Origin of the sequence: Nocardia salmonicida (genome assembly GCF_036142455.1) — a bacterium.
Classification (GTDB): Bacteria; Actinomycetota; Actinomycetes; order Mycobacteriales; family Mycobacteriaceae; genus Nocardia; species Nocardia salmonicida.
In genome coordinates, this window is the sequence record NZ_CP108014.1 from 3094250 (window position 1) to 3115505 (window position 21256).

Annotated in this window: 22 protein-coding genes; 14 read left to right on the forward strand and 8 right to left on the reverse strand. The window is 67.8% G+C overall.

Going from position 1 to position 21256, the window contains the following annotated elements:
* Window positions 1-142 precede the first annotated feature (142 nt).
* From OHS03_RS14695 to OHS03_RS14720, 6 genes are all read left to right on the forward strand, one after another.
* Window positions 143-1678, forward strand: coding sequence for an FAD-binding protein (locus tag OHS03_RS14695; RefSeq protein WP_328663316.1), 1536 nt, complete (start codon window positions 143-145; stop codon window positions 1676-1678).
* 106 nt (window positions 1679-1784) lie between these two features.
* Window positions 1785-2156, forward strand: coding sequence for a nuclear transport factor 2 family protein (locus OHS03_RS14700; protein ID WP_056809643.1), 372 nt, complete (start codon window positions 1785-1787; stop codon window positions 2154-2156).
* Window positions 2157-2167: 11 nt separating this feature from the next.
* Complete coding sequence (locus OHS03_RS14705; protein ID WP_056809645.1) at window positions 2168-3829, forward strand: FAD-binding protein; 1662 nt, start codon at window positions 2168-2170, stop codon at window positions 3827-3829.
* An 11-nt stretch (window positions 3830-3840) separates the two neighbouring features.
* Window positions 3841-4098 carry a hypothetical protein gene (locus OHS03_RS14710; protein ID WP_062989633.1) on the forward strand — a complete coding sequence of 86 codons (258 nt, stop codon included), beginning with the start codon at window positions 3841-3843 and terminating at the stop codon, window positions 4096-4098.
* A gap of 22 nt (window positions 4099-4120) precedes the next feature.
* Complete coding sequence (locus OHS03_RS14715; protein ID WP_328663317.1) at window positions 4121-4912, forward strand: SDR family NAD(P)-dependent oxidoreductase; 792 nt, start codon at window positions 4121-4123, stop codon at window positions 4910-4912.
* Window positions 4909-5778, forward strand: a complete 870-nt coding sequence (locus OHS03_RS14720) for an alpha/beta fold hydrolase (RefSeq protein ID WP_328663319.1) — start codon at window positions 4909-4911, stop codon at window positions 5776-5778. Before OHS03_RS14715 ends, OHS03_RS14720 begins: the two co-directional genes overlap by 4 nt.
* 72 nt (window positions 5779-5850) lie before the next feature.
* Here the strand turns inward: OHS03_RS14720 and OHS03_RS14725 are convergent, their stop codons facing one another.
* On the reverse strand, window positions 5851-6678 hold the full coding sequence (locus tag OHS03_RS14725) for a mycofactocin-coupled SDR family oxidoreductase (protein WP_328663321.1): 828 nt from the start codon (window positions 6676-6678) through the stop codon (window positions 5851-5853).
* Between the two features lies 1 nt (window position 6679).
* Entirely contained in the window at window positions 6680-7477 is a 798-nt protein-coding gene (locus OHS03_RS14730) for a mycofactocin-coupled SDR family oxidoreductase (protein ID WP_328663324.1), read from the reverse strand.
* A gap of 193 nt (window positions 7478-7670) precedes the next feature.
* On the opposite strand from OHS03_RS14730, the gene OHS03_RS14735 reads away from it, so the two are divergent.
* The 6 genes from OHS03_RS14735 to OHS03_RS14760 all read left to right on the forward strand — a co-directional run bounded on the left by OHS03_RS14735 (window position 7671) and on the right by OHS03_RS14760 (window position 14007).
* On the forward strand, window positions 7671-8726 hold the full coding sequence (locus tag OHS03_RS14735; RefSeq protein WP_328663327.1) for a 2Fe-2S iron-sulfur cluster-binding protein: 1056 nt from the start codon (window positions 7671-7673) through the stop codon (window positions 8724-8726).
* Between the two features lie 15 nt (window positions 8727-8741).
* Window positions 8742-10244: an MDR family MFS transporter gene (locus OHS03_RS14740; protein WP_328663329.1), complete on the forward strand. Its 1503-nt coding sequence runs from the start codon at window positions 8742-8744 to the stop codon at window positions 10242-10244.
* Entirely contained in the window at window positions 10238-11023 is a 786-nt protein-coding gene (locus tag OHS03_RS14745; protein ID WP_328663330.1) for a 2-keto-4-pentenoate hydratase, read from the forward strand. Before OHS03_RS14740 ends, OHS03_RS14745 begins: the two co-directional genes overlap by 7 nt.
* A 53-nt stretch (window positions 11024-11076) precedes the next feature.
* Window positions 11077-11985: an acetaldehyde dehydrogenase (acetylating) gene (locus tag OHS03_RS14750; protein WP_328663331.1), complete on the forward strand. Its 909-nt coding sequence runs from the start codon at window positions 11077-11079 to the stop codon at window positions 11983-11985.
* 86 nt (window positions 11986-12071) lie between these two features.
* On the forward strand, window positions 12072-13106 hold the full coding sequence (gene dmpG, locus OHS03_RS14755) for a 4-hydroxy-2-oxovalerate aldolase (RefSeq protein WP_328663332.1): 1035 nt from the start codon (window positions 12072-12074) through the stop codon (window positions 13104-13106).
* A 316-nt stretch (window positions 13107-13422) separates the two neighbouring features.
* On the forward strand, window positions 13423-14007 hold the full coding sequence (locus OHS03_RS14760; RefSeq protein ID WP_328663333.1) for an SRPBCC family protein: 585 nt from the start codon (window positions 13423-13425) through the stop codon (window positions 14005-14007).
* Window positions 14008-14010: 3 nt separating this feature from the next.
* On the opposite strand, the gene OHS03_RS14765 is transcribed toward OHS03_RS14760, so the two are convergent.
* Window positions 14011-15282 (reverse strand): glycosyltransferase 87 family protein, encoded by a 1272-nt coding sequence (locus tag OHS03_RS14765; protein WP_328663334.1) that lies wholly within the window; start codon window positions 15280-15282, stop codon window positions 14011-14013.
* 119 nt (window positions 15283-15401) lie between these two features.
* Entirely contained in the window at window positions 15402-15833 is a 432-nt protein-coding gene (locus OHS03_RS14770; RefSeq protein WP_328663335.1) for a MarR family winged helix-turn-helix transcriptional regulator, read from the reverse strand.
* A 58-nt stretch (window positions 15834-15891) separates the two neighbouring features.
* Between OHS03_RS14770 and OHS03_RS14775 the strand changes: the two genes are divergently transcribed.
* Entirely contained in the window at window positions 15892-16911 is a 1020-nt protein-coding gene (locus tag OHS03_RS14775) for an ABC-2 transporter permease (RefSeq protein WP_328663336.1), read from the forward strand.
* 236 nt (window positions 16912-17147) lie between these two features.
* On the forward strand, window positions 17148-18059 hold the full coding sequence (locus OHS03_RS14780; protein ID WP_328663338.1) for an SEL1-like repeat protein: 912 nt from the start codon (window positions 17148-17150) through the stop codon (window positions 18057-18059).
* A gap of 63 nt (window positions 18060-18122) precedes the next feature.
* Here the strand turns inward: OHS03_RS14780 and thpD are convergent, their stop codons facing one another.
* Genes thpD through ectA form a run of 4 tightly spaced genes read right to left on the reverse strand, consistent with a single transcriptional unit; the run spans window position 18123 to window position 21253 of the window.
* Entirely contained in the window at window positions 18123-19049 is a 927-nt protein-coding gene (thpD, locus tag OHS03_RS14785; protein ID WP_328663341.1) for an ectoine hydroxylase, read from the reverse strand.
* Window positions 19033-19437 (reverse strand): ectoine synthase, encoded by a 405-nt coding sequence (locus tag OHS03_RS14790; protein WP_056809684.1) that lies wholly within the window; start codon window positions 19435-19437, stop codon window positions 19033-19035. The genes thpD and OHS03_RS14790 overlap by 17 nt, the downstream gene beginning before the upstream one ends.
* Window positions 19434-20702, reverse strand: a complete 1269-nt coding sequence (gene ectB, locus OHS03_RS14795; protein WP_328664234.1) for a diaminobutyrate--2-oxoglutarate transaminase — start codon at window positions 20700-20702, stop codon at window positions 19434-19436. Before ectB ends, OHS03_RS14790 begins: the two co-directional genes overlap by 4 nt.
* The gene (gene ectA, locus OHS03_RS14800) at window positions 20702-21253 is read right to left on the reverse strand and encodes a diaminobutyrate acetyltransferase (RefSeq protein WP_084504612.1); all 552 of its coding nucleotides are present in this window, start codon (window positions 21251-21253) and stop codon (window positions 20702-20704) included. The genes ectB and ectA overlap by 1 nt, the downstream gene beginning before the upstream one ends.
* Between the last annotated feature and the right edge of the window lie 3 nt (window positions 21254-21256).

The window sequence follows — 21256 nt, forward strand, 5'->3', positions numbered from 1 at the left end:
CGCACCGTTCGAGCAGGTCCCCTTCCCGCTGACCGGCACATTCGCGGACCGATGCCCTCCCGGTGATCGGGAGATCGGCCCCACGGCCACCGGCGGCGGGCCTACCGTCGAGCGCAATTCGAGGTGGTACCAGGAGGAAACAGTGGTGGACTGGAACGACGAGGTCGATGTACTGGTCGCGGGGTCGGGCGGTGGCCTGGCCGGCGCCTACACCGCGGCCCGCGAGGGACTCAGCGTCGCGGTGGTCGAGGCGACCGACAAGTTCGGCGGCACGACGGCGTACTCGGGCGGCGGCGGAGTGTGGTTTCCCTGCAACCCGGTGCTCGAGCGGGCGGGCACCGACGACACCATCGACGACGCGCTGACGTATTACCGCGCCGTGGTCGGCGACCGCACCCCGGACGAGTTGCAGCAGACCTACGTCCGGCGGGGTCGCGATCTCATCGAATACCTCGAAGCCGACGACCATTTCGCGTTCATGGTGCTGCCGTGGCCGGACTACTTCGGCAAGGCCCCTAAGGCCCGGCTCGACGGTCAGCGCCACATCATGCCGACGCCGCTGCCTGCCGCGGAGATGGGTCCGCTGCGCGAATCGTTGCGCGGAACGCTCGACGCCGACCGGCTCGGCGCTCCCCCGCAGGACCTGCTGATCGGCGGGCAGGCGCTGATCGGGCGGATGCTGCGTGCGATCTCGAGCTACCCGCACGCGCGGCTGCATCTGGATTCGCCGCTGGTGGAACTGGTGGTCGAGGACGGGGTGGTGACCGGCGCGATCGTCGAACGCGACGGCGCCAGGATCGCGATCCGTGCCCGGCGCGGAGTGATTCTCGCGGCGGGTGGATTCGAGCAGAACGAGGCACTGCGCGAGCACTACGGCGTGCCGGGCGAGGCACGGGACACGATGGGGCCCTGGGGAAATCAGGGCAGGGCGCACCAGGCGGGCATCGCGGCGGGCGCCGATACCGATCTGATGGATCAGGCGTGGTGGTCGCCCGGGCTGACCCATCCCGACGGGCGTTCGGCGTTCGCGCTGTGGTTCACCGGCGGCATCTTCGTCGACCAGGAGGGCAATCGCTTCGTCAACGAGTCCGCTCCCTATGACCGGCTCGGGCGCGATGTCATCCGGCAGATGCGCGAGCGCGGGCTGACCCTGCCGTTCTGGATGATCTACGACGACACAGAAGGCGAGGTGCCCCCGATCAAGGCCACCAACGTCTCCATGGTCGAGACCGAGAAGTACGTCGAGGCGGGGCTGTGGCACACCGCCGACACCCTCGCCGAGCTCGCCGCGAAGATCGGCGTGCCCGCGGCGAACCTGGAGGCCACCGTCGAGCGGTTCAACGCGATGGTCCCCACCGGCGTCGATCCCGATTTCGGGCGGGGTGACGAGGCCTACGACCGGGCCTTCACCAACGGCGAACCGCCGCTGGTGACCATCGAGAAGGGCCCGTACCACGCGGCGGCGTTCGGCATCTCCGATCTGGGCACCAAGGGCGGTCTGCGCACCGACAGCGCGGCGCGGGTACTCGGCCGCGACGGCGAACCGATTCCCGGCCTGTACGCCGCGGGCAACACCATGGCCGCGGTGAGCGGCGAGGTCTACCCCGGCGGCGGCAATCCGATCGGCGCGTCCATGCTGTTCAGCCACCTCGCCGTTCGGCACATCCTCGGCGAATGACCCGTTCCCGGTCTCTCCCGCTGGTCGGGAGAGACCGGGGCATCCGGGCCACCGCATGTGGTTCGGTTCACAGACTCATCCCTTTCGACATTTCAGGAGCGACACGATGGCTTCAGCGGACGACATTCGCGCGACGGTGCGCAAGTATGTGGAGGCCGTCGGCAGCGGTACGGCCGCCGACGTCGTCGCCCTCTACCGCGAGGACGCGACGGTGGAGGACCCGGTCGGCACCGAGCCGCATATCGGGCACGCGGCGATCACGAAGTTCTACGAGAACATCGAGCCGCTCGAGCGTTCGACCGAACTGTTCACCCTCCGCGTCGCGGGCGACAGCGCCGCGTTCAGCTTCCGGGTGGTCACCAAGTTCGGCGAGCAGACCTTCACCCTCGACCCGATCGATGTCATGACCTTCGACGAGGACGCCCGCATCGTGAGCATGCGCGCGTTCTGGTCCCAGGACGACATGGTCGTCGGCTGAGCGAGGCGGACATGACTGCGACCGAACAACACTGGGATCACGAGGTCGGTTTCCTCGTCGTCGGCAGCGGCGCGGGCGGGCTCACCGCCGCGCTCGCCGCCGCCGATCGCGACCTGGACACCCTGGTCATCGAGAAGGCCTCGGTCTACGGCGGCAGCACCGCGCTCTCGGGCGGCGGCATCTGGGTGCCCAACAACCCGACGCTGCTGCGCGAGGGCCTCGGTGACTCCCGCGCCGACGTGCGCGCCTATCTCGACGCCGTTGTCGGCGACCGGGTGCCGACGACGAACCTCGACGCGTTCATCGACGAGGGCCCGCGCATGCTGGCCTTCCTCGAGACCAGCCCGCACCTGCGATTCCAGTGGTGCGCCGGCTACTCCGACTATCACCCCGAAGCGCCCGGCGGACGGCCCGCGGGCCGGTCCATCGAGCCGCTGCCGGTCGATCTCAAACAGCTCGGCGCGGACGAGGACCTCCTGCGTCCCGCCGCGCTCGCGACACCGCCCGGACTGTTCATCACCTCCAAGGACTTCGTCCAGCTCAATATGGTGACCCGCACCTGGCGGGCGCGCTGGACGGCGCTGCTGACCGGCCTGCGGGCGATCAAGGCGATCGTGTTGCGCAGGCACATGGACACGCTCGGCCGGGCACTGATCGCCCGGCTGCGGCTGGCGGTGCGCGATGCGGGAGTGCCGCTGTGGCTCGACACCCCGTTGCGTTCGCTGATCACCGACGACACGGGCGCGGTGCTCGGCGTGCTCGCCGAGCGCGACGGCCGCGAGATCCGGATCAGGGCGCGCGACGGTGTGCTGCTGGCCACCGGCGGTTTCGAGTACAACCAGACCATGCGCAAGGACCACCTGCCCGAGGGCGGGCGCGACAATTTCAGCGCGGCGTCGACGGACAACACCGGCGACGGCATCATCGCGGGCGAGCAGGTCGGCGCGGCAGTCGATCTCATGGACGACGCCTGGTGGATGCCCTCGTTCCAGCGGCCGGACGGCATCAATCAGGTGCTGGTGTCGGAGCGCTCCATCCCGCGCTCGATCATCGTCGACAACACGGGCAAGCGGTTCACCAACGAGGCGTCGCCGTATGTGACGTTCGTGCATGCCCAGCTGAAGGGCGGCCACGATCCGGCCTGGCTGATCTTCGACGCGAAAGCCAAGAGCCGCTACCCCATCGGCGGCATCGTGCCCGGCCAGAAGTTCCCGTCCTCCTGGCTGACGAGCGGCCTGATGCAGACCGCGCCCGACATCGAGGGACTGGCCGCGGCGATCGGCGTTCCCGTCGACAGTCTGCGCGACACCGTCGGGCGCTTCAACGGTTTCGCCCGCGACGGGCACGACGCGGACTTCGGTCGCGGGGTGAGCGCCTACGACAACTACTACGGCGACCCGACCCTGGCCACGCCCGCGCTCGATGTGCTGGACAAGGGTCCGTACTACGCGCTGCGGGTGCGGATCGGCGACCTCGGCACCAAGGGCGGACTGGTCTACAACGCCGACGCCCAGGTGCTGCGCGCCGACGGCTCGCCCATTGCTGGCCTCTACGCCGCGGGCAACACCTCCGCCGCGGTGATGGGCAACGACTACGCCGGCGCGGGCGCGACGATCGGTCCGGCCATGGTGTTCGGCTACATCGGCGCGCGCCATGCCGCCGGCGAGCGATGAGGCGGGTGAGAATGCAACCCGTCGAATGCGCTTCCTGCGGCAACAAGGTGCTCGCCGAGAAGTTCAGTCCGAGCCACACCAGCATCCAGTGGCTCGACGACGCCGAGTCCGCGTGCCCCGAGTTCGCTCGGCGCGCGGCGCTCGGTGAACACAGCAGTTGGATCCCCACCTGCCCCGCCCTTCGCGATTCCATCGAGGACGCCGTCCGCGCAGGCGCGCTGGCGACCGATCAGCTCCGCCACGAACCGGTTCCCGGCCGACTCGGCTGACACCCAGACCAGGAGAGAACCCATGAACAGACTCGACAACCACCGGACGCTGGTCACCGGCGCCGCATCGGGCATCGGCCAGGCCACCGCGCTGCGGCTGCTCGACGAGGGCGCCACGGTGGTCGCCGCCGACGTGTCGGCCGACGGCCTCGCCGCGACCAGCGCACAGGCTGCCGAGCGCGGCACCGCGGACCGGCTCACCACCCTGGTGATCGATATCGGCGACGAACAGTCGGTGGTCGAGGGCGTGCGCGCCTCGGTGGAGACCCTCGGCGGACTGGATTCGCTGGTGAACGCGGCGGGCATCCTGCGCGCCTCGCACACCGAACAGACCTCCCTCGACCTGTGGGACCTGATCATCCGGGTGAACCTCACCGGCACCTTCCTGGTGGTCCGCGAGGCACTGCCCGCGCTGCTGGCCAACCCGCGCGCGACGGTGGTGAACTTCAGCTCCACCTCGGCCGCGTTCGCGCACCCGTACATGGCGGCCTACGCGGCGAGCAAGGGCGGCATCCAGTCCTTCACCCACGCCATCGCCCTCGAGTACGGCGGCAAGGGCCTGCGCGCGGTCTGCGTCGCGCCCGGCAGCATCAAGTCCGGAATCACCGACGCCACTCCGGGATACGTGCCCGCCGACTCCGACTGGGCTCTGTTCTCCAAGCTGTCTCCCGTCCTGCCGACCGACCGCGAATCCGGCGGCGCGGGCATGGGTGACCCCACGGCGGTGGCGGGCGTGATCGCGATGCTCGTCTCCGAGGACGGCGCCTTCATCACCGGCACCGAGATCCGCATCGACGGCGGGACCCACGCATGACCGACCTGAGCTACGAGGGCACGCTGCGCGAGATCACCACCGACGCGGGTGTCCTGCGCTACCACGAGGCGGGCGAGGGACCACCGCTGCTGCTCCTGCACGGATCGGGGCCCGGCGTCACCGGGTGGCGCAACTTCGGCGCCAATCTCGCCACCTTCGCGGACCGATTCCGTTGTCTCGTCCTGGAATTCCCCGGCTTCGGGGTGAGCGACGACTTCGGCGGACATCCGATGGTCACCGCGCTCGATGCGGTGGTCCGTTTCGTCGACGCGCTCGGCCTGGACAGCGTCGACATCATCGGCAACTCGATGGGCGGCGGCGTGGCGCTCAACTACGCCATCGCCCATCCGGAGCGGGTCGGCAAGCTGGTGACGATCGGCGGCATCGGCCGTAACCTCTTCAGCCCCGGCCCCGGCGAGGGCATCAAGCTGCTGCAGGAGTTCACCGAGGAACCCACCCGCGAGCGGTTGGTCCAGTGGCTGCACTCGATGGTCTACGACCCGGCGATGGTCACCGAGGAATTGATCGAGCAGCGCTGGACCCAGGCCACCGATCCCGCGACCCTCGACAGCGCCCGCCGGATGTACAGCAAGGCCGCGTTCGCGATGATGGTCCGCGCCATGGAAGCCTCCGACGCCCCACCACCGTGGGCGATGCTGCACAAAGTGCAGGCGCCCACGCTGATCACCTGGGGCCGTGACGACCGCGTGAGCCCCCTCGATATGGCACTGATCCCGATGCGCACGATCCCGCGCGCCGAACTGCACGTGTTCCCGAACTGCGGGCACTGGGCGATGATCGAACGCAAGAACGAATTCGAGTCGGCGGTCATGGCTTTCCTCACTCGCAAGGACACCGCACTCTGAACCAGCACAATGCGCGGGCTGCCATTCGGCAGCCCGCGCATTTGTTGTTTCTGTGGCCGAGGATCCCCGCGACTAACGCTGGGTGCTGCCCGCGTCGATGGGCAGCGTCACCGCGGTGATGTAGCGGCCCTCGTCCGAGGCGAGGAACAGCGCGGCATTGGCGATGTCGACCGGTTCGACCCACGGGATGGGCAGCATGTTCATCGTCACGGCCGCCTCGGCGAATTCCTCGCGGGTGGGGTTGTCCCGGTCGGGCCGGAACACCCTGCGCACCATGTCGTTTTGGATCATCGGGGTGTCGACATTGGTCGGATGCACCGAGTTCACCCGGACATGGTGCGGTGCGAGCTCTTTCGCGAGCGAGCGCATCAGTCCCACCACCCCGTGCTTGGCGGCGGTGTAGTGCGCGACGCCGACCAGCCCGCGTAGCCCGGCGATCGAGCTGGTCAGGATCATCGCACCGCCACCGCGCGCGATCAGGTGTGGCGTGGCGGCCTTGCACGTCTGCCACACGCCGGTCAGGTTGACGTCGATCATCGTCTGCCACTGCTGTTCGGTCAGTTCCAGTGCGCCGCCGCTGGAACTGATTCCGGCGGTGGCGCAGACGATATCGAGACCACCCAACTGCTCGGTCGCGGCGTCGACCGCGGCCCGCAGCGCCGCGCCGTCGCGGACGTCGACGGTCGCGGCGACGATCCGCGCGCCGGTCGCCTCGACCGCGCGCACGGTCTCGGCGAGGTCGTCGTGGGTCGCTCCCGGCGACACCACGGTCTCGACCGGCCCGCAGATATCGACGGCGACGATGTCGGCGCCTTCCTCGGCCAGCCGGATCGCCTGTGCGCGGCCGATGCCGCGCGCGGCGCCGGTGATCAGCGCGATCTTGCCCGAAACCCGTCCCATGTCACACCTTCTGAGTAAGTCCGGCATCGACCACGAGTTGGATTCCCGTCACGTAACGGGACTCGTCGGATGCGAGGAAGAGCACGGCATTGCTGATGTCGACCGGATCCACCCACGGAACGGGCAGAATCGTGCGGCGGGCGAGCGCCTCCGCCGCGTCCTCGCGGGTCGGATTCGGCAGGTCGGGGCGCAGTTTGGCGTACACGGCGGCATTGAGGATCATCGGCGTCGCGACCGAGCCGGGATGCACCGTGTTCACCCGGATCCCGCGCGGGCCGAGTTCATTGGCCAGTGTGCGGGCGAGGCCGACCACGGCGTGCTTGCTCGCCGAGTAGTGCGCGGCCGCGGCCGCGCCGACGATGCCGTTGGTGGAGCTCACGATCACGACCGAGCCGCCGTCGGTCAGAGCCGGAACGGCTGCCCGCACGGTGTGCCACATGCCGGTGAGGTTGATGTCGATGGTGCGCTGCCAGGCCTGGTCCGACAGTTCCCAGGACAGGCCGAGGTCGGTGTAGATGCCGGCGTTGGCCACGATCACGTCGAGGCGGCCCAGTGCGGCGACCCCGTCGGCTACGGCCACATCGAGCTGCGCCTGATCGCGCACGTCGGCGACACCGGTGACGCACAGGCGGCCCACCGACTCGACGTCCCGTGCCGTCTTGCCCAATTCGTCCGCGGCGGCCTCGATGTCGAGGGCGATGATGTCGGCGCCTTCCTCGGCCAGCCGACGGCAATGGGCGCGGCCCATTCCCCCGGCCGCGCCGGTGACCAGCGCGACGGTGTTCTGCATGCGGTTCATCGGGCGCCCCCGGAATATCTGGTGTCCACGAGCCCGACGCTAGGGTCGTCGGCCACCGCGTCTGCCCTGGTCTTCCCGGTCAGCGGGCTGTGCGCGGCGATCTCCCGGCTACCGGGAGCCATGGGCTCCGCACCGTCGTCGGGCCTGCGACGGTTGCTCCGCAACGCCGGTTCTGTGATCGAGGAGGACACCAGTGACGAGGGCGACTGTCGACGTTCCGCGTGGCTCGCGGGTGGTGACGCTGCGAGTGTCGGCGGTGATCGAGGAGACCGAGGACGCCCGCTCGCTGGTGTTCGATGTGCCCGATGCGGTCGCCGACCGCTTCGCCTATCGGCCTGGCCAGTTCCTCACGCTGCGTATCCCGAGCGAGCGGACCGAGACGGTGGCGCGCTGCTACTCGCTGGCGAGTTCGCCGTTCACGGGCGATCCGCCGCAGGTCACAGTCAAACGCACGCCCGGCGGCTACGGCTCGAACTGGTTGTGCGACAACATTTCTGTCGGCGATACCCTCGACGTACTGCCACCGCAAGGAACCTTCACACCGGCCTCCCTCGACACCGATCTGCTGTTGTGGGCGGCGGGCAGCGGCATCACACCGGTGATGTCGATCCTGCGCTCGGCCCTGGTGCAGGGCGCGGGCCGGGTGGTGCTGTTCTACGCCAATCGCGACCAGGAATCGGTCATCTTCGCCGAGACCCTGCGCGGTCTCGTGGCGCGGTATCCGGGCCGAATCACCGTGGCGCACTGGCTCGAATCCCTCCAGGGACTGCCGACCGCGGCGCAGCTGGCCGAGTTCGCCGCGCCGTATCCGTCCTTCGCATCGTTCGTGTGCGGGCCGGGCCCGTTCATGTCGGCGGTGACCGAGGCGCTGTCCGGCGCCGGATGGCCACGCGAGCGCATCACCACCGAGGTATTCGTCTCGCTGTCCGGTGATCCCTTCGCCGAGCCCACGCCACTCGACCCCGTCGACGCCGAGGATGCCGCGCGCGTGGAGGTGGAGCTCGACGGGACGGTGCACGCGCTGAGCTGGCCGCGCTCGCGCACCCTCGTCGACGTGATGCTCGCCGACGGACTCGATGTCCCCTATTCCTGCCGCGAGGGCGAATGCGGTTCGTGCGCGTGCACCGTCGTCGACGGCGAGGTCACCATGACCAACGCGGCGATCCTCGATCAGGAGGACATCGACGCCGGCTACGCCCTGGCCTGCCAGGCCCGTCCGCGCACCGACCAAGTCCGTATCCGCTTCTGAAGCGAAAGGTGTGCTGTGGCAACCGATACCGCGCGATCCGATGTCGGATTCGGCTCGGACCGTGGGCCGGTGCTGGCCTCGCTGATGCTCGCCACCGGACTCGTCGCGCTCGATTCGACGATCCTGGCGACCGCGGTGCTGTCGATCACCGACAGTCTCGGCGATTTCACGCTGTTCCCGTGGCTGTTCACGATCTATCTGCTCGCCCAGGCGGTCACCGTGCCGATCTACGGCGCGCTCGCCGACACGTTCGGTCGCAAGCCGGTGATGCTGTTCGGCATCGCGGTGTTCGCGCTCGGCTCGCTGCTGTGTGGGTCGGCGAGCAGCATGCTCGCCCTGATCGTGTTCCGCGCCGTCCAGGGCATCGGCGCCGGCGCCATCCAGCCGACGACCATGGTCATCGCCGGTGACCTGTACACGCTGACCGAACGTGCCACTGTCCAGGGCTATCTGGCCGGGGTGTGGGCGGTGGCGTCGGTGACGGGGCCGCTGCTCGGCGGCATCTGCGCCGACTACCTCGGCTGGCGGTGGATCTTCCTGGTCAACCTGCCGCTGGCCGCGCTCGCCGCGTGGATGCTGGTCCGCAACTTCCACGAGTCCGTGCCCCGGCGTCGCCGCCACATCGACTACGCGGGAGCGGTGCTGTTGACGATCGGCGCGGGGGCGCTGGTGCTCGGACTGCTCGAAGGTGGGCACGCCTGGGCGTGGGGGTCGCCGGTCGGCTTCGCGGTGTTCGGTTGCGCCGCACTGTCGCTCGCGCTGTTCGTGGCCGTGGAAGCGCGGGCCGCGCAGCCGATTCTGCCGCTGTGGGTGTTCACCCGGCGGGTGGTGGTCGCGAGCTGTGTCGCGGCCATGCTCGGTGGGGCGCTGCTGTTCGGGTTCACGACCTATGTGCCGATGTTCAATCAGGGCGTGCTCGGTACGAGCGCTCTGGTCGCGGGGCTAGTCACCGGCGCGCTCACCCTCGGCTGGCCCTTGGCGGCGGCTCGTGCGGGAAAGGTGTACCTGCGCTTCGGCTTTCGCACCTGCGCCGTGCTCGGTAGCACCGTGGCGGCGATCGGCGCGGCGACGACGCTGCTCCTCGACGAGAACTCGGCGCTGTGGCAGGTCGCCGTCTCGTGTTTCGTGGTCGGCGCGGGCATGGGGTTGGTGGCCACACCCACGCTCATCGCGGCGCAGACGAGCGCGCAGTGGACCGAACGCGGCGTGGTCACCTCGGCCACTCTGTTCGCGCGGTCACTGGGCAGTGCGGTGGGGGTCGCCGCGTTCGGCGCGATCGTCAACGCGCGCCTCGGTGACGTGGGTGAGCCGTCGCCGCAATCACTCTTGGCCGCAACACATCTCGTGTTCGCGACCATCGCGGCGATGACCGTCGTACTGGTGGCCGCGTGTGCGGCGATCCCGGGCCGGGCCTCGCAATTTCCTGTCCATCCAGCGGGAGAGCCCGCCCCGGTGCGCGGTCTCGGCCACGAGCATGGGGTGGAATCACCAGAAGAGAAGAGGGAGCCAGGATGCTGACAACCGGCATGCGCGCCGAGCTCGCCGCCGAACTGGCGCGGGCGGAGCTGGACCGGGTGGCCGTGTCCCCCATCATCGGCCGGTATCCGGGCATCGATGTGGTGGACGCCTACGAGGTCCAGCTGCTCAATATCCGGCGCAGGCTCGACGACGGTGCGAAGGTCGTCGGGCACAAGGTGGGGCTGTCGTCGAAGGCGATGCAGCAGATGATGGGCGTCGACGAGCCCGACTACGGTCACCTGCTCGCCGACATGGAGGTCTACGAGGACCTCCCCGTCGACACCTCGAAGTTCCTGCTTCCCCGGGTGGAGGTCGAGGTCGGGTTCGTCCTCGGCGCCGACCTGCCCGGCGAGGACTGCACCGAAGCCGATGTCCTCGCCGCGACCGTGGCCTACGCGCCGTCGATCGAGCTGATCGACTCGCGGATCACCGAGTGGAAGGTCGGGCTGGCCGACACGATTTCCGACAACGCGTCCTCGGCCGGGTTCGTTCTCGGCAAGGAGCGAGTCGCCCCGGGCGACATCGACATCACCGCGATCGACGCCGTGCTCACCCGCAACGGTGAGGTCGTCGCCGAAGGCCGCAGCGACGCGGTCCTCGGCGATCCGACGATCGCGGTCGCCTGGCTGGCCCGCAAGGTCGCGACCTTCGGGGTGCGGCTCACAGCCGGTGACATCGTGTTGCCCGGCTCCTGCACCCGCGCGATCGACGCCAGACCCGGCGACGACTTCCTCGCCGACTTCGCCGGACTCGGCTCTGTCCGCTTGTCGTTCACCTGAGCCGACCCCACCCCGCCGGCCTGCCCGGCCGCTATTCCACGAGGAGGCCAACCGTGTCCCACGGTTCCGTCACCGCCGCGATCGTAGGATCCGGCAACATCAGCACCGATCTGCTCTACAAGCTGCTGCGCTCGGAGTCCATCGAGCCGCGCTGGATGATCGGCATCGACCCCGACAGCGAAGGGCTCGAACGCGCTCGCGGACTCGGCCTGGAAACCTCCGCCGAAGGTGTGGACTGGCTGCTCGCCCAGGACGAGAAGCCCGACATGGTGTTCGAGGCGACCTCGGCCTACGTCCACCGCGCCGCCGCGCCCCGGTATGCCGAACTCGGCATCCGCGCCGTCGACCTCACCCCCGCCGCGGTCGGCCCGGCCGTGGTGCCGCCGGTGAACCTGGCCTCGCTATTGGACGCGCCGAACGTCAACATGATCACCTGCGGTGGCCAGGCCACCATCCCGATCGTCGCCGCCGTCTCCCGCGTCGTGCCGGTCACCTATGCCGAGATCGTTGCCTCGGTTTCGTCCAATTCCGCAGGCCCCGGCACCAGGGCGAATATCGATGAGTTCACCAAGACCACCAGCCGTGGCGTCGAGACCATCGGTGGTGCGCAGCGTGGCAAGGCGATCATCATCTTGAATCCGGCTGAACCGCCGATGATCATGCGCGACACCATCTTCTGCGCCATTCCCGACGACGCCGATCACGACGCGATCACCGCCTCCATCCACCAGATGGTCGCCGATATCCAGCAGTACGTGCCCGGCTACCGGTTGCTCAACGAACCCCAGTTCGACGAACCCTCCGTCGTCTCCGGTGGGCTGGCGAAGGTATCGGTGTTCGTCGAGGTCGAAGGCGCGGGCGACTTTTTGCCGCCCTACGCGGGCAACCTCGACATCATGACCGCTGCCGCCACTCGCGTCGGCGAGGTCATGGCCGAACAGATCCTGTCGACTCGAGTGTGATCATGACCGATTCATCAGCCCTCGACACCATCACCCCCGAGGCCCTGCGCTCGTCGCAGCCGAGCCGGGCGTAAGGAGACTCGACCATGCCATTCTCTGCCGATCTCGACATTCGGATCACCGACACCTCCCTGCGTGACGGCTCCCACCACAAGCGCCACCAATTCACCACCACCGAAGTCCGCGATATCGTCGCCGCCCTCGACAACGCCGGCGTCCCCGTCATCGAAGTCACCCACGGCGACGGCCTCGGCGGCTCCTCGTTCAACTACGGATTCTCCAAAACCCCCGAACAAGAACTCATCACCATCGCCGCCCGAACAGCCAAGAACGCCAAAATCGCGTTCCTCATGCTCCCCGGCGTCGGCGTCAAAGAAGACATCAAGATCTCCCAGGACAACGGCGCCTCCATCTGCCGCATCGCCACCCACTGCACCGAAGCCGACGTCTCCATCCAACACTTCGGCTACGCCCGCGACCTCGGCCTGGAAACCGTCGGCTTCCTCATGATGTCGCACACCCAACCCCCCGAAGCCCTCGCGAAACAGGCTCGGATCATGGCCGACGCAGGCTGCCAATGCGTCTACATCGTCGACTCCGCCGGCGCGCTGGTCCTCGAACAAGTCTCCGACCGCGTCGCCGCCCTCGTCACCGAACTCGGCACCGACGCCCAAGTCGGCTTCCACGGCCACGAAAACCTCGGCCTCGCCGTGGCCAACTCCGTCTACGCCGTGCGCGCGGGAGCCACCCAGATCGACGGCTCCACCCGCCGCTTCGGCGCCGGCGCCGGCAACACCCCCGTCGAGGCGTTCGTCGGTGTCGCCGACAAACTCGCCATCACCACCGGTGTCGATTTCTTCGCCATCGCCGATGCCGCCGAAGATGTCGTCCGGCCCGCCATGCCCCAGGAATGCCTGCTCGACCGCCAATCACTGATGATGGGCTATGCGGGCGTGTACTCCAGCTTCCTCAAGCACGCCGAACGCCAAGCCGAACGCTACGGCGTCTCCGCCGCCGAAATGCTCGTCCGCGCGGGCAAACGCAAACTCGTCGGCGGCCAGGAAGACCAGCTCATCGACATCGCCTTGGAACTCCAGCGCGAAGCCTCCGTCACCATCTGAGGCGACCGGTCGGCATCTGAGCGGCACAGCTTCGCCCCGCGTGAATCACGGAGCAATGGTGACTCACCACGAAGGAAGCCTTGCCGTTATGGTGTTGCACGCGAGATCATCTGTCCGGGTAGACATTCCGACCCGATCGGCTAGCGTCTCATGCACGCCGATCGGGACAAGGAAAACCCTTCAGGAGTGATAGCCGGGAAACCGGCGGTGCAGCGCGGCACCTGCAACACCCTGTCTGTCTACCCACCGCTCGGCATTTTCTCCTCGGCGTCGACGTGCGAGCATCGCACGCGAGGTCTTGATGAAGTGGGGGATCATGGCCCAGCGGAGTAATCGCAGGCGTCAGGGCGAGGTACTGATCACGTCCGACACCACACCCTCACACGGCTTGGACCAGGTGCGCGTCAGCGGCACTGTCTCCCTGGCTGTTTCACCGGAAAAGCTGTGGGACTTGTTGTCCCAGCCGGAGCACATCGCCTCGTGGATGTCCGAACTCCACGCCTGGACCGGCCCGGCAACGGATCGAGTCGGCGCCGGTCGCGAACTCGCCGCGCAGGTTCAGATGTTCCACATGATCCACGACGTGCGCTTGGTCGTCACCGAATACCGCCCGACCCTCGGTTGGACGATGACGTGCGGCGGGGTAACCGGGGTCGCTGTCGCCTTCACCGTGGAAGTCGAGCAGCTGCGAGACGTTACCCGCGCGACGCTTCGAACCAGCCTGCACGGCCAGGTATTGCGGGACGCCGATGTGGTCGTGCTTCGTCACGCCATCCAGTCCGGACTGGACTCGAGCCTGCGACAGCTGGCCGACATCGCACACCCCGATATCGCCGCCTATCCGCTCCCGGTAGCCCTCGGTTACCACCCGACACGGGACAGAGCCGCCGGTTTCCCCTGATAGTCAGGCGACGCGTACGTGTTCCTCGACCGCCGCGGGCTCGGCCACAGGCTGCGCGGGCCGACGTCCGGTGACGAGGAACAAGACGACGAGCGCGACGGCCAACCACACGTACGTGTCGCCGATGATGTGCTGATCCCAGGTCCATGAGGTCTCACGGTGTTCGCCGTCGGGCAGGAAACTGTGCGGCGCGATCACGAAGACCGCGGCGACGACGACAGTCGTGGCATACCAGCCTCGGGCGCCTGCGACGGGCAGGGTGCGGGCGTGGCAGACCATCGCGAGCAACGCGGGCGCGATCCAGACCCAGTGGTGCGACCACGAGATCGGCGACAGCAGCAGCGTGAAGACCGCGTTGAGGGACAGGGCGATCGCCGGGGCGTCGGCGGCCTTGCGCATCGCGGCGACGACGAGGACGAGCAGCAGCGCACCCAGCACCAGCCACAGGACATCGAAGGGGAGGCCGGTGATGTGCAGTCGAGCCATGACGGCCTGGATCGACTGATTGGTATGGAAGGCCGAGCCACTCAGACCCGAGACGTTGCCGAGGCCACCGAACCAGTAGCGGGTGGATTCGGTGGGCAGGAACGCGAACGAGGCGATGGTGGCGATCGCACCGGTGGCCGCGGCGGTCGCGGCGGCCTTGTAGTCCTTGCGGACCAGGAAGTAGAGCACGAAGGCGGCGGGCGTGAGCTTGATGGCGGCGGCGAGGCCGATCAGCATGCCGCGCGGGTACCGGGTCTTCGGGAGCAGGCAGTCGGTGGCGACCAGCACCATCAGCAAGAGGTTGACCTGACCGAAGTCGATGGTCGAGCGGACCGGCTCCAGCAGCAGCGCCAGCGGCAACGCGCAGGCGGTGACGAGCAGGGCGGCCTGCTTGCGGTCGGGGTGGTAGCGCCGGGCGACCAGGTACAGGGTCCAGGCGACGGCGGCGATCGACACCACGACGTAGAGGATCTTCGCCGTGCCCCACGGCAGCAGCGCGAACGGCGCCAGCGCGATGGCCGCGAACGGCGGGTAGATGAAGGGCAGGCCGATGCCGATCGTGGTCTTGGGCAGCTGGCCGTACATGTCGGCGCCGTCGCGCATCGCCTCGATGCCGAGGCGGTAGACCTGAAGATCGATGAACCCGTCGGAATAGCGTTCGAAGGGCCAGATCGGCATCCTGACGCAGACGACCGAGACAATGGTGAGCAGCACCGGCACCAGCCACCATGCTCGATTGATCGGGCGTGGTGAACGCTCTTGCACGGGGTGGGTGGTGTCACTACTCATCCGCGGCGACTATACCGACTCGCGTGCGCTGCCGGGGCACCGCCCATCGGCCGGAGTGATGCGCGCAATAGCCAGCCGGATGCCCGCCGACGGAGCGATCGCGCTGAATACCGGGCTGGTCAGTCGCCGCGGTTGTAGCGGGTCAGGTAACCGGCCATGGCCGCGACATCCTCGTCCGTCCAGTCGGCGAAACGCGCCTGGAAGGCGTCCCGACGTCGCCGTTCGGCCTCTCGGGCGACGATTCGGCCCTCAGGGGTGGCGTGCAGGACGTGATTGCGCCGATTGCCGGGGTCGACCGCCCGTTCGAGGTAACCGAGCTTCTCCAGCGCGCCGACCTGCCTGCTGACGGTCGACTTGTCGAGCAGGAACTGGTCGGCGAGATCGGTAGCCAGGCAACCGTCGCGTTCGAGGATCAGGTCGAGAATGCTGTAGGCGACCAGGCTCAGCTCGGGATGCAGCTCGGCGGCGCGGCCACGGGCGCGCCGAGCGAAGGCGGTGAGCTCTCGCTGGATGGTGTCGACAGCCTGGGTTCTTGTGCTCCGCGCATTCATAGTTGTATCATACAACCATACATAGTTGCATTTACCAACTGTTTGGAGATTCTCTTCGATGACTCGCGCACAGTTCCGCCACCTCGCCGGACACCTGCTGACCCCGCTGCTGATGTGCCTCGGCATGGCCTTCGCCTACCTCGGCGCGTTCCACCAGCCCGAGCCGAACAATATGGCGCTCGCGGTCGTCGGCGACTCCCCGCAGACGATGGTGCTGGCGCAGACGATGAAGGACAAGGGCGGCGCCGGCCTCGACATGGTCACCGTGCCCGACCGCGAGGCGGCGGTCAGCGCGCTCCAGAACCGCGAGCTCATCGGCGCCTACGTGCCCGACGCCGACAAGCCGGAACTGCTCGTCGCCACCGCGAGCTCCGACACCAGCGCGATGGCCGCGGAGCTGGCCTTCCGGTCGGTGTCCGATCATCAGGGCGTGCCGCTGGTGGTCACCGATGTGACGACCAAGGCCGACGGTGATCCGACGGGTCAGGGCATTTTCTTCCTGCTGGTCGCGTTGAGCGTCGGCGCGTACGGCAGCGTCGCCGTGATCGGCGCCGCCGGGGCGATGCTGCGCATGCGGGTGCGCGCGGCGGTCGGTGTGGTGACGGCGCTGGTGGTCAGCCTCATCGGTGTCCTGGTGGCAGGTCCGGTATTCGGCGTGATCGACAGCGACTTCGCGAGTGTGTTCGGTATCGCCTGGCTCTATGCCTCGGGCATCATCCTGATCGGTATCGGCCTGCACACGTTCCTGAAGCGCTGGACCACCCTGGCCCTGATCACCCTGTTCGTGATGCTGAACTTCACCACCTCCGGCGGCGTCTACGGACCCGAGCTCCAGAACGGCTTCTTCGGTGCGCTGCACTCGTTCTGGAACGGCGCCGACTTCGTCGAAGGTCTGCGCGACCTGCTCTATTTCGACGGTGGGGCCGGGTTCGGTTCCCGCCTGTTCGGGTTGCTCGCCTGGTTGGTGGTCGGTCTGGTGCTGGTCGTGGTGGCGGGTCGCCACGAGGCACGGCACGCGCCGACACCGATCGCGCCTGCCGCGGTCGAGGAGGAGATCGGCGAATCGGTCGCCGTCTGACGAGGTGACGCCCCGCCCGATCAGTCGGGTCACGCCCCGGCGAATCCCGTTGCCCGACATCCGGACACACAGCTCCGGACCCGGTCGACGCGCTCGCCGGGGCGCTTTCGTATTCCCCGGCGATGTTGACGTGAATCGGCCACGGCCACCCGTAGACGCGAGTACGGTGTAGCGCGCAACCGCGGACCATCTGGCGCCGCGAGGGGGTGTGACAGCGGAAAGGGTGGGTGCCACCGATGAATGACCCCGGCGCGCAACGCCCTGGCGAATCGGTACCGCTCGATCAGCGCTATCAGGGCGCCGATCCGATCGAATGGTGCGGTGCGGCGGTCTATCCGATGTATGCCGAGGCGCTACCCGCCGGGACGACGGCGCTGCATCTGCGCGCACTGTCGGTGATGGCACCCGAGGATGTGACGGGCCTGGGCCTGGGGCTCTCCGTGCACGACGGACACGTGAACCTCGACGGGAGATCGCTGGCGGGCGTCGACATCTGGTACGAAGCACTCGCCGACGGCATCGACATCTCGGTGACCGCCGACGCACCCGACGCACTGTTCACTCTCACGCCCGTCTGGGTGGCGGGGTCGGGCACACACCAGTCCTGGACCGGCAATTACGGCGTAGTAGTCGACCTGCTTCCCGACGGAGGGTCGACGCTGTGGTGCAGTACCGGACCCGGCACACCCGATTTCAACGAACTGGTCGTCGAACTCACCACGGGACCGACAGAACCCGATCGAACACCCGTCGACGCGACCGAGCCTGCCTCACCCGCCGACCCCACCGAACCGACTCCGCCGTCCGAATCCACGGAGCCGACACTCCACACCGCGAACCTCGATCCCCCGACAGACGTCGCCATCGCACCCGCCTACCCCGTGACTCCCCCGCGATCGGCCGACCAAGGTGTCGGCGCCGCCCTGTACGACCTCGGAACCGCCATGCACGAACGCGGCGAACACGATTCGGCCCGCGCCCTGTGGACCCAGGCCGCCCAGGCAGGCCACAGCGGCGCCGCCTACGACCTCGGGGCACTCCTCTTGCGGCAGGGCGAACGCGCCGCCGCCGAACGATGGTGGAAAACCGCCGCCCACGACGACCCACGAGCAGCAGCCTCCCTCACCGCCCTGTCCGAACTGCCCTAGGTGTCGCGGGCACGACAAAGCCGCCGCCCGCGATGATTCGCGAGCGGCGGCCGTGTGGCTGATCTAGGTTGCCTGGTCCGCCAGTGCGCCGACAGCTTCCGGAGAGACCTCACGCATCGGCGTGAAGTCGCGGGCCGCGATGTATTGCGGACGGCGCTGGGGGGCCGCGAAGGGCTCCTCCAGGGCGTTTTCCACGCTGTTGAACACCATGAAGATGTTCGAGCGCGGGAACGGGGTGATGTTGTTCGACGATCCGTGCATCATGTTGGAGTCGAACAACAGTGCCGAACCGGCCCGTCCGGTGAACTGGGTGATGCCGTACCGGGCGGCCAGGAACGTGACGTCGTCCGTCGTCGGGACCCCGATCAGCTGCTCGCGCAACGACTCCCGATAGTGACCGCTCGGCGTTTCGCCCAGGCACGGCACGAAGGTGCGGTGTGAACCGGGCATCAGCATCAGGCTGCCGTTGAACGGGTAGTTGTCGGTCAACGCGATCGACAGACTCACCGCACGGGGAGTCGGCATGCCGTCCTCGGCGTGCCAGGTCTCGAAATCGGAATGCCAGCCGAAACCGCTACCGCCGAAACCGGGCATGTAGTTCACCCGGGTCTGATGCAGGTACACCGGTGAACCGAGGATCTGCTCGGCGAGCCCGGCGATCCGCGATTCGGCGACCAGCTCGGCGATCGGTTTGCTGAGCTGGTGTACCTGGAACACCGAACGGACCTGTCCCGCAACGGGTTCCACGATCACCCGTGCGTCGCCGTAGAGCACCGGGTCGGACGCGAGGTGGCCGACCTCGGCGCCGAACGCGGCCACCTCGTCGGGGGTGAGCAGATCGGGGATCGTCGCGAAACCGTTCGCCTCGAATCCGGTCAGCTCCGGCGAGGTGACCCGGCCCCACACCGTCGGATCAGTGCGCTCGATGTGCGGGGCCGGCTCGGACAACCGGGTCGGGTAGCGGTCGAGCTGATCAGACACTGGCGCCATCCTCCTCGATAATCAGCGGATACACCCCGTTCTCATCGTGTACCTCGCGGCCGGTAACCGGCGGATTGAAAACACAGAGCATCCGCAACTGGGTGCGGGCGGTCACCTGGTGACGTTCGTGACCGTTGAGCAGGTACATCGAGCCCGGGCCGAGCTCGTAGTCGGTCTCGTTGTCGAAATCGTGCAAACTGCCCTCGCCCTCGACCAACCACACCGCCTCCACGTGGTTCTGGTAGTGGAACTTGTGAACGGTGCCTGCCTCGATCGTGGTCTCGTGGAAGGAGAAACCGACCTTGTCGCCGCCGAGCACGATGCGCTTGCTGCGCCAACCGGGCCCTGCCACATCACGTTCGGTACCGGTGATCTCCGCTGTGGTGCGCACGATCATGCGGCACCACCACAGACGGTGTCGATCGAGGAGACCAGCACCGACAGGCCCTGATCGAGTTCGTCGCTGCCGAGTGTCAACGGCGGCAGCAGTTTCACGACCTCGTCCATCGAACCCGAGGTCTCCACCAGCAGACCCTGTTCGAACGCGGTGCGGCACACCTTGCCCGCCTGCGACGGCTCGTCGAAGACGATGCCGTGCACCATGCCGCGACCACGGGTGGATACCCCCTCGTGCCGCTGCGCGACCGCGTTCAGCGTGCGGGCCACGTATTCGCCGTTCTCGGCGGTGCGGTGGGCCAGCTTGTCGTCGGACCAGTACTCGCGCAGGGCGGCGGTCGCGGTGACGAAGGCGGGGTTGTTGCCGCGGAAGGTGCCGTTGTGCTCACCGGGGGCCCACTGGTCGTGCTCGGGCTTGAGCAGCACCAGCGCCATCGGCAGGCCGTAGCCGCCGATCGATTTGGACAGCGTCACGATGTCGGGGGTGATGCCCGCAATCTCGAACGAGAAGAACGGGCCGGTGCGTCCGCAACCCATCTGCACGTCGTCGACGATGAGCAGGATGTCGCGCGCGGCGCACAGACCGGCCAGGTGGCGCAGCCACTCGGCACGGGCCAGGTTGACACCGCCCTCACCCTGCACGGTCTCCACGATCACCGCGGCGGGGCGATCGAAACCCGAGGAACTGTCGTCGAGGACGCGCTGCATCCAGCCGAAGTCCTCGATGGTGTTGTCGAAGTAGCCGTCGTAGGGCATCGGGGTGGAGTGCTCGAGCGGCACACCGGCGCCGGCCCGCTTGGCAGCGTTGCCGGTAACCGACAGCGCGCCGAGAGTCATGCCGTGGAAGGCGTTGGTGAAGCTCAGGATGGTCTTGCGCCCGGTGACCTTACGGGCCAGTTTGAGCGCGGCTTCGACGGCATTCGCGCCGGTCGGCCCAGGGAACTGCACCTTGTAGTCGAGGCCACGCGGCGACAGCAGATTGTCGCGGATGGTCTCGAGTAGTTCGCGTTTGGCCACGGTCGACATATCGAGACCGTGGGTGATGCCATTGCTGCCGATGTATTCCAGCAGCGCCTTCTTCAGAATCGGGTTGTTGTGTCCGTAATTCAACGCGCCGGCGCCTGCGAAGAAGTCGAGGTATTCGCGGCCTTGCTCGTCGCGCAACCAGGCGCCTTCGGCGGTGCTGAAGATGGCCGGCCAGTCACGGCAGTATCCGCGCACGTTCGATTCCATAGCCTCGAAAATGCTGGTGTCGGTGGTCGTGATCATCGTCGTTCCTCCTGGCGCTGAGCCGGTGAAATCACATACAGCAGCTCTGCCTCGTGTGAATCGGGGAAATCGTTTTCTTCGAACAGGTCCTCGGTGCGCAAATCGGCACCTCGTTCCCGCGCCACCGCGGAGAACAACGCATGGGATGCGGTGTTTCCGGGTGAGATCGTGGTTTCCAGGGTGGTGATTCCTGCCGCTGCTACCGAATCGAGCAGTGCGTGCAGGATGGCTGCGGCCAAGCCGCGGCCTCGGCATTGCGCGTCGACGGCGATCTGCCAGACGAACAGCGTGTCCGGCGCTTCCGGACGCACATATCCGATGACGAACCCGACGGGCTGACCGTCACTCTCGGCGACCAAGGAGGTCGCACTGAAATCGCGACACCACAACAGGTACGCATAGCTGGAATTGACGTCGAGTACCTGCGAATCACGGGCGATCCGCCACAACTGAGCGCCGTCGCCCAGTCGTGGATGACGCAATCTCGGTTCCGAACCAGGGGCCGCCACACTAGCGGCCGGCTCGATGGACTTGGTGGACGTTGTCATATA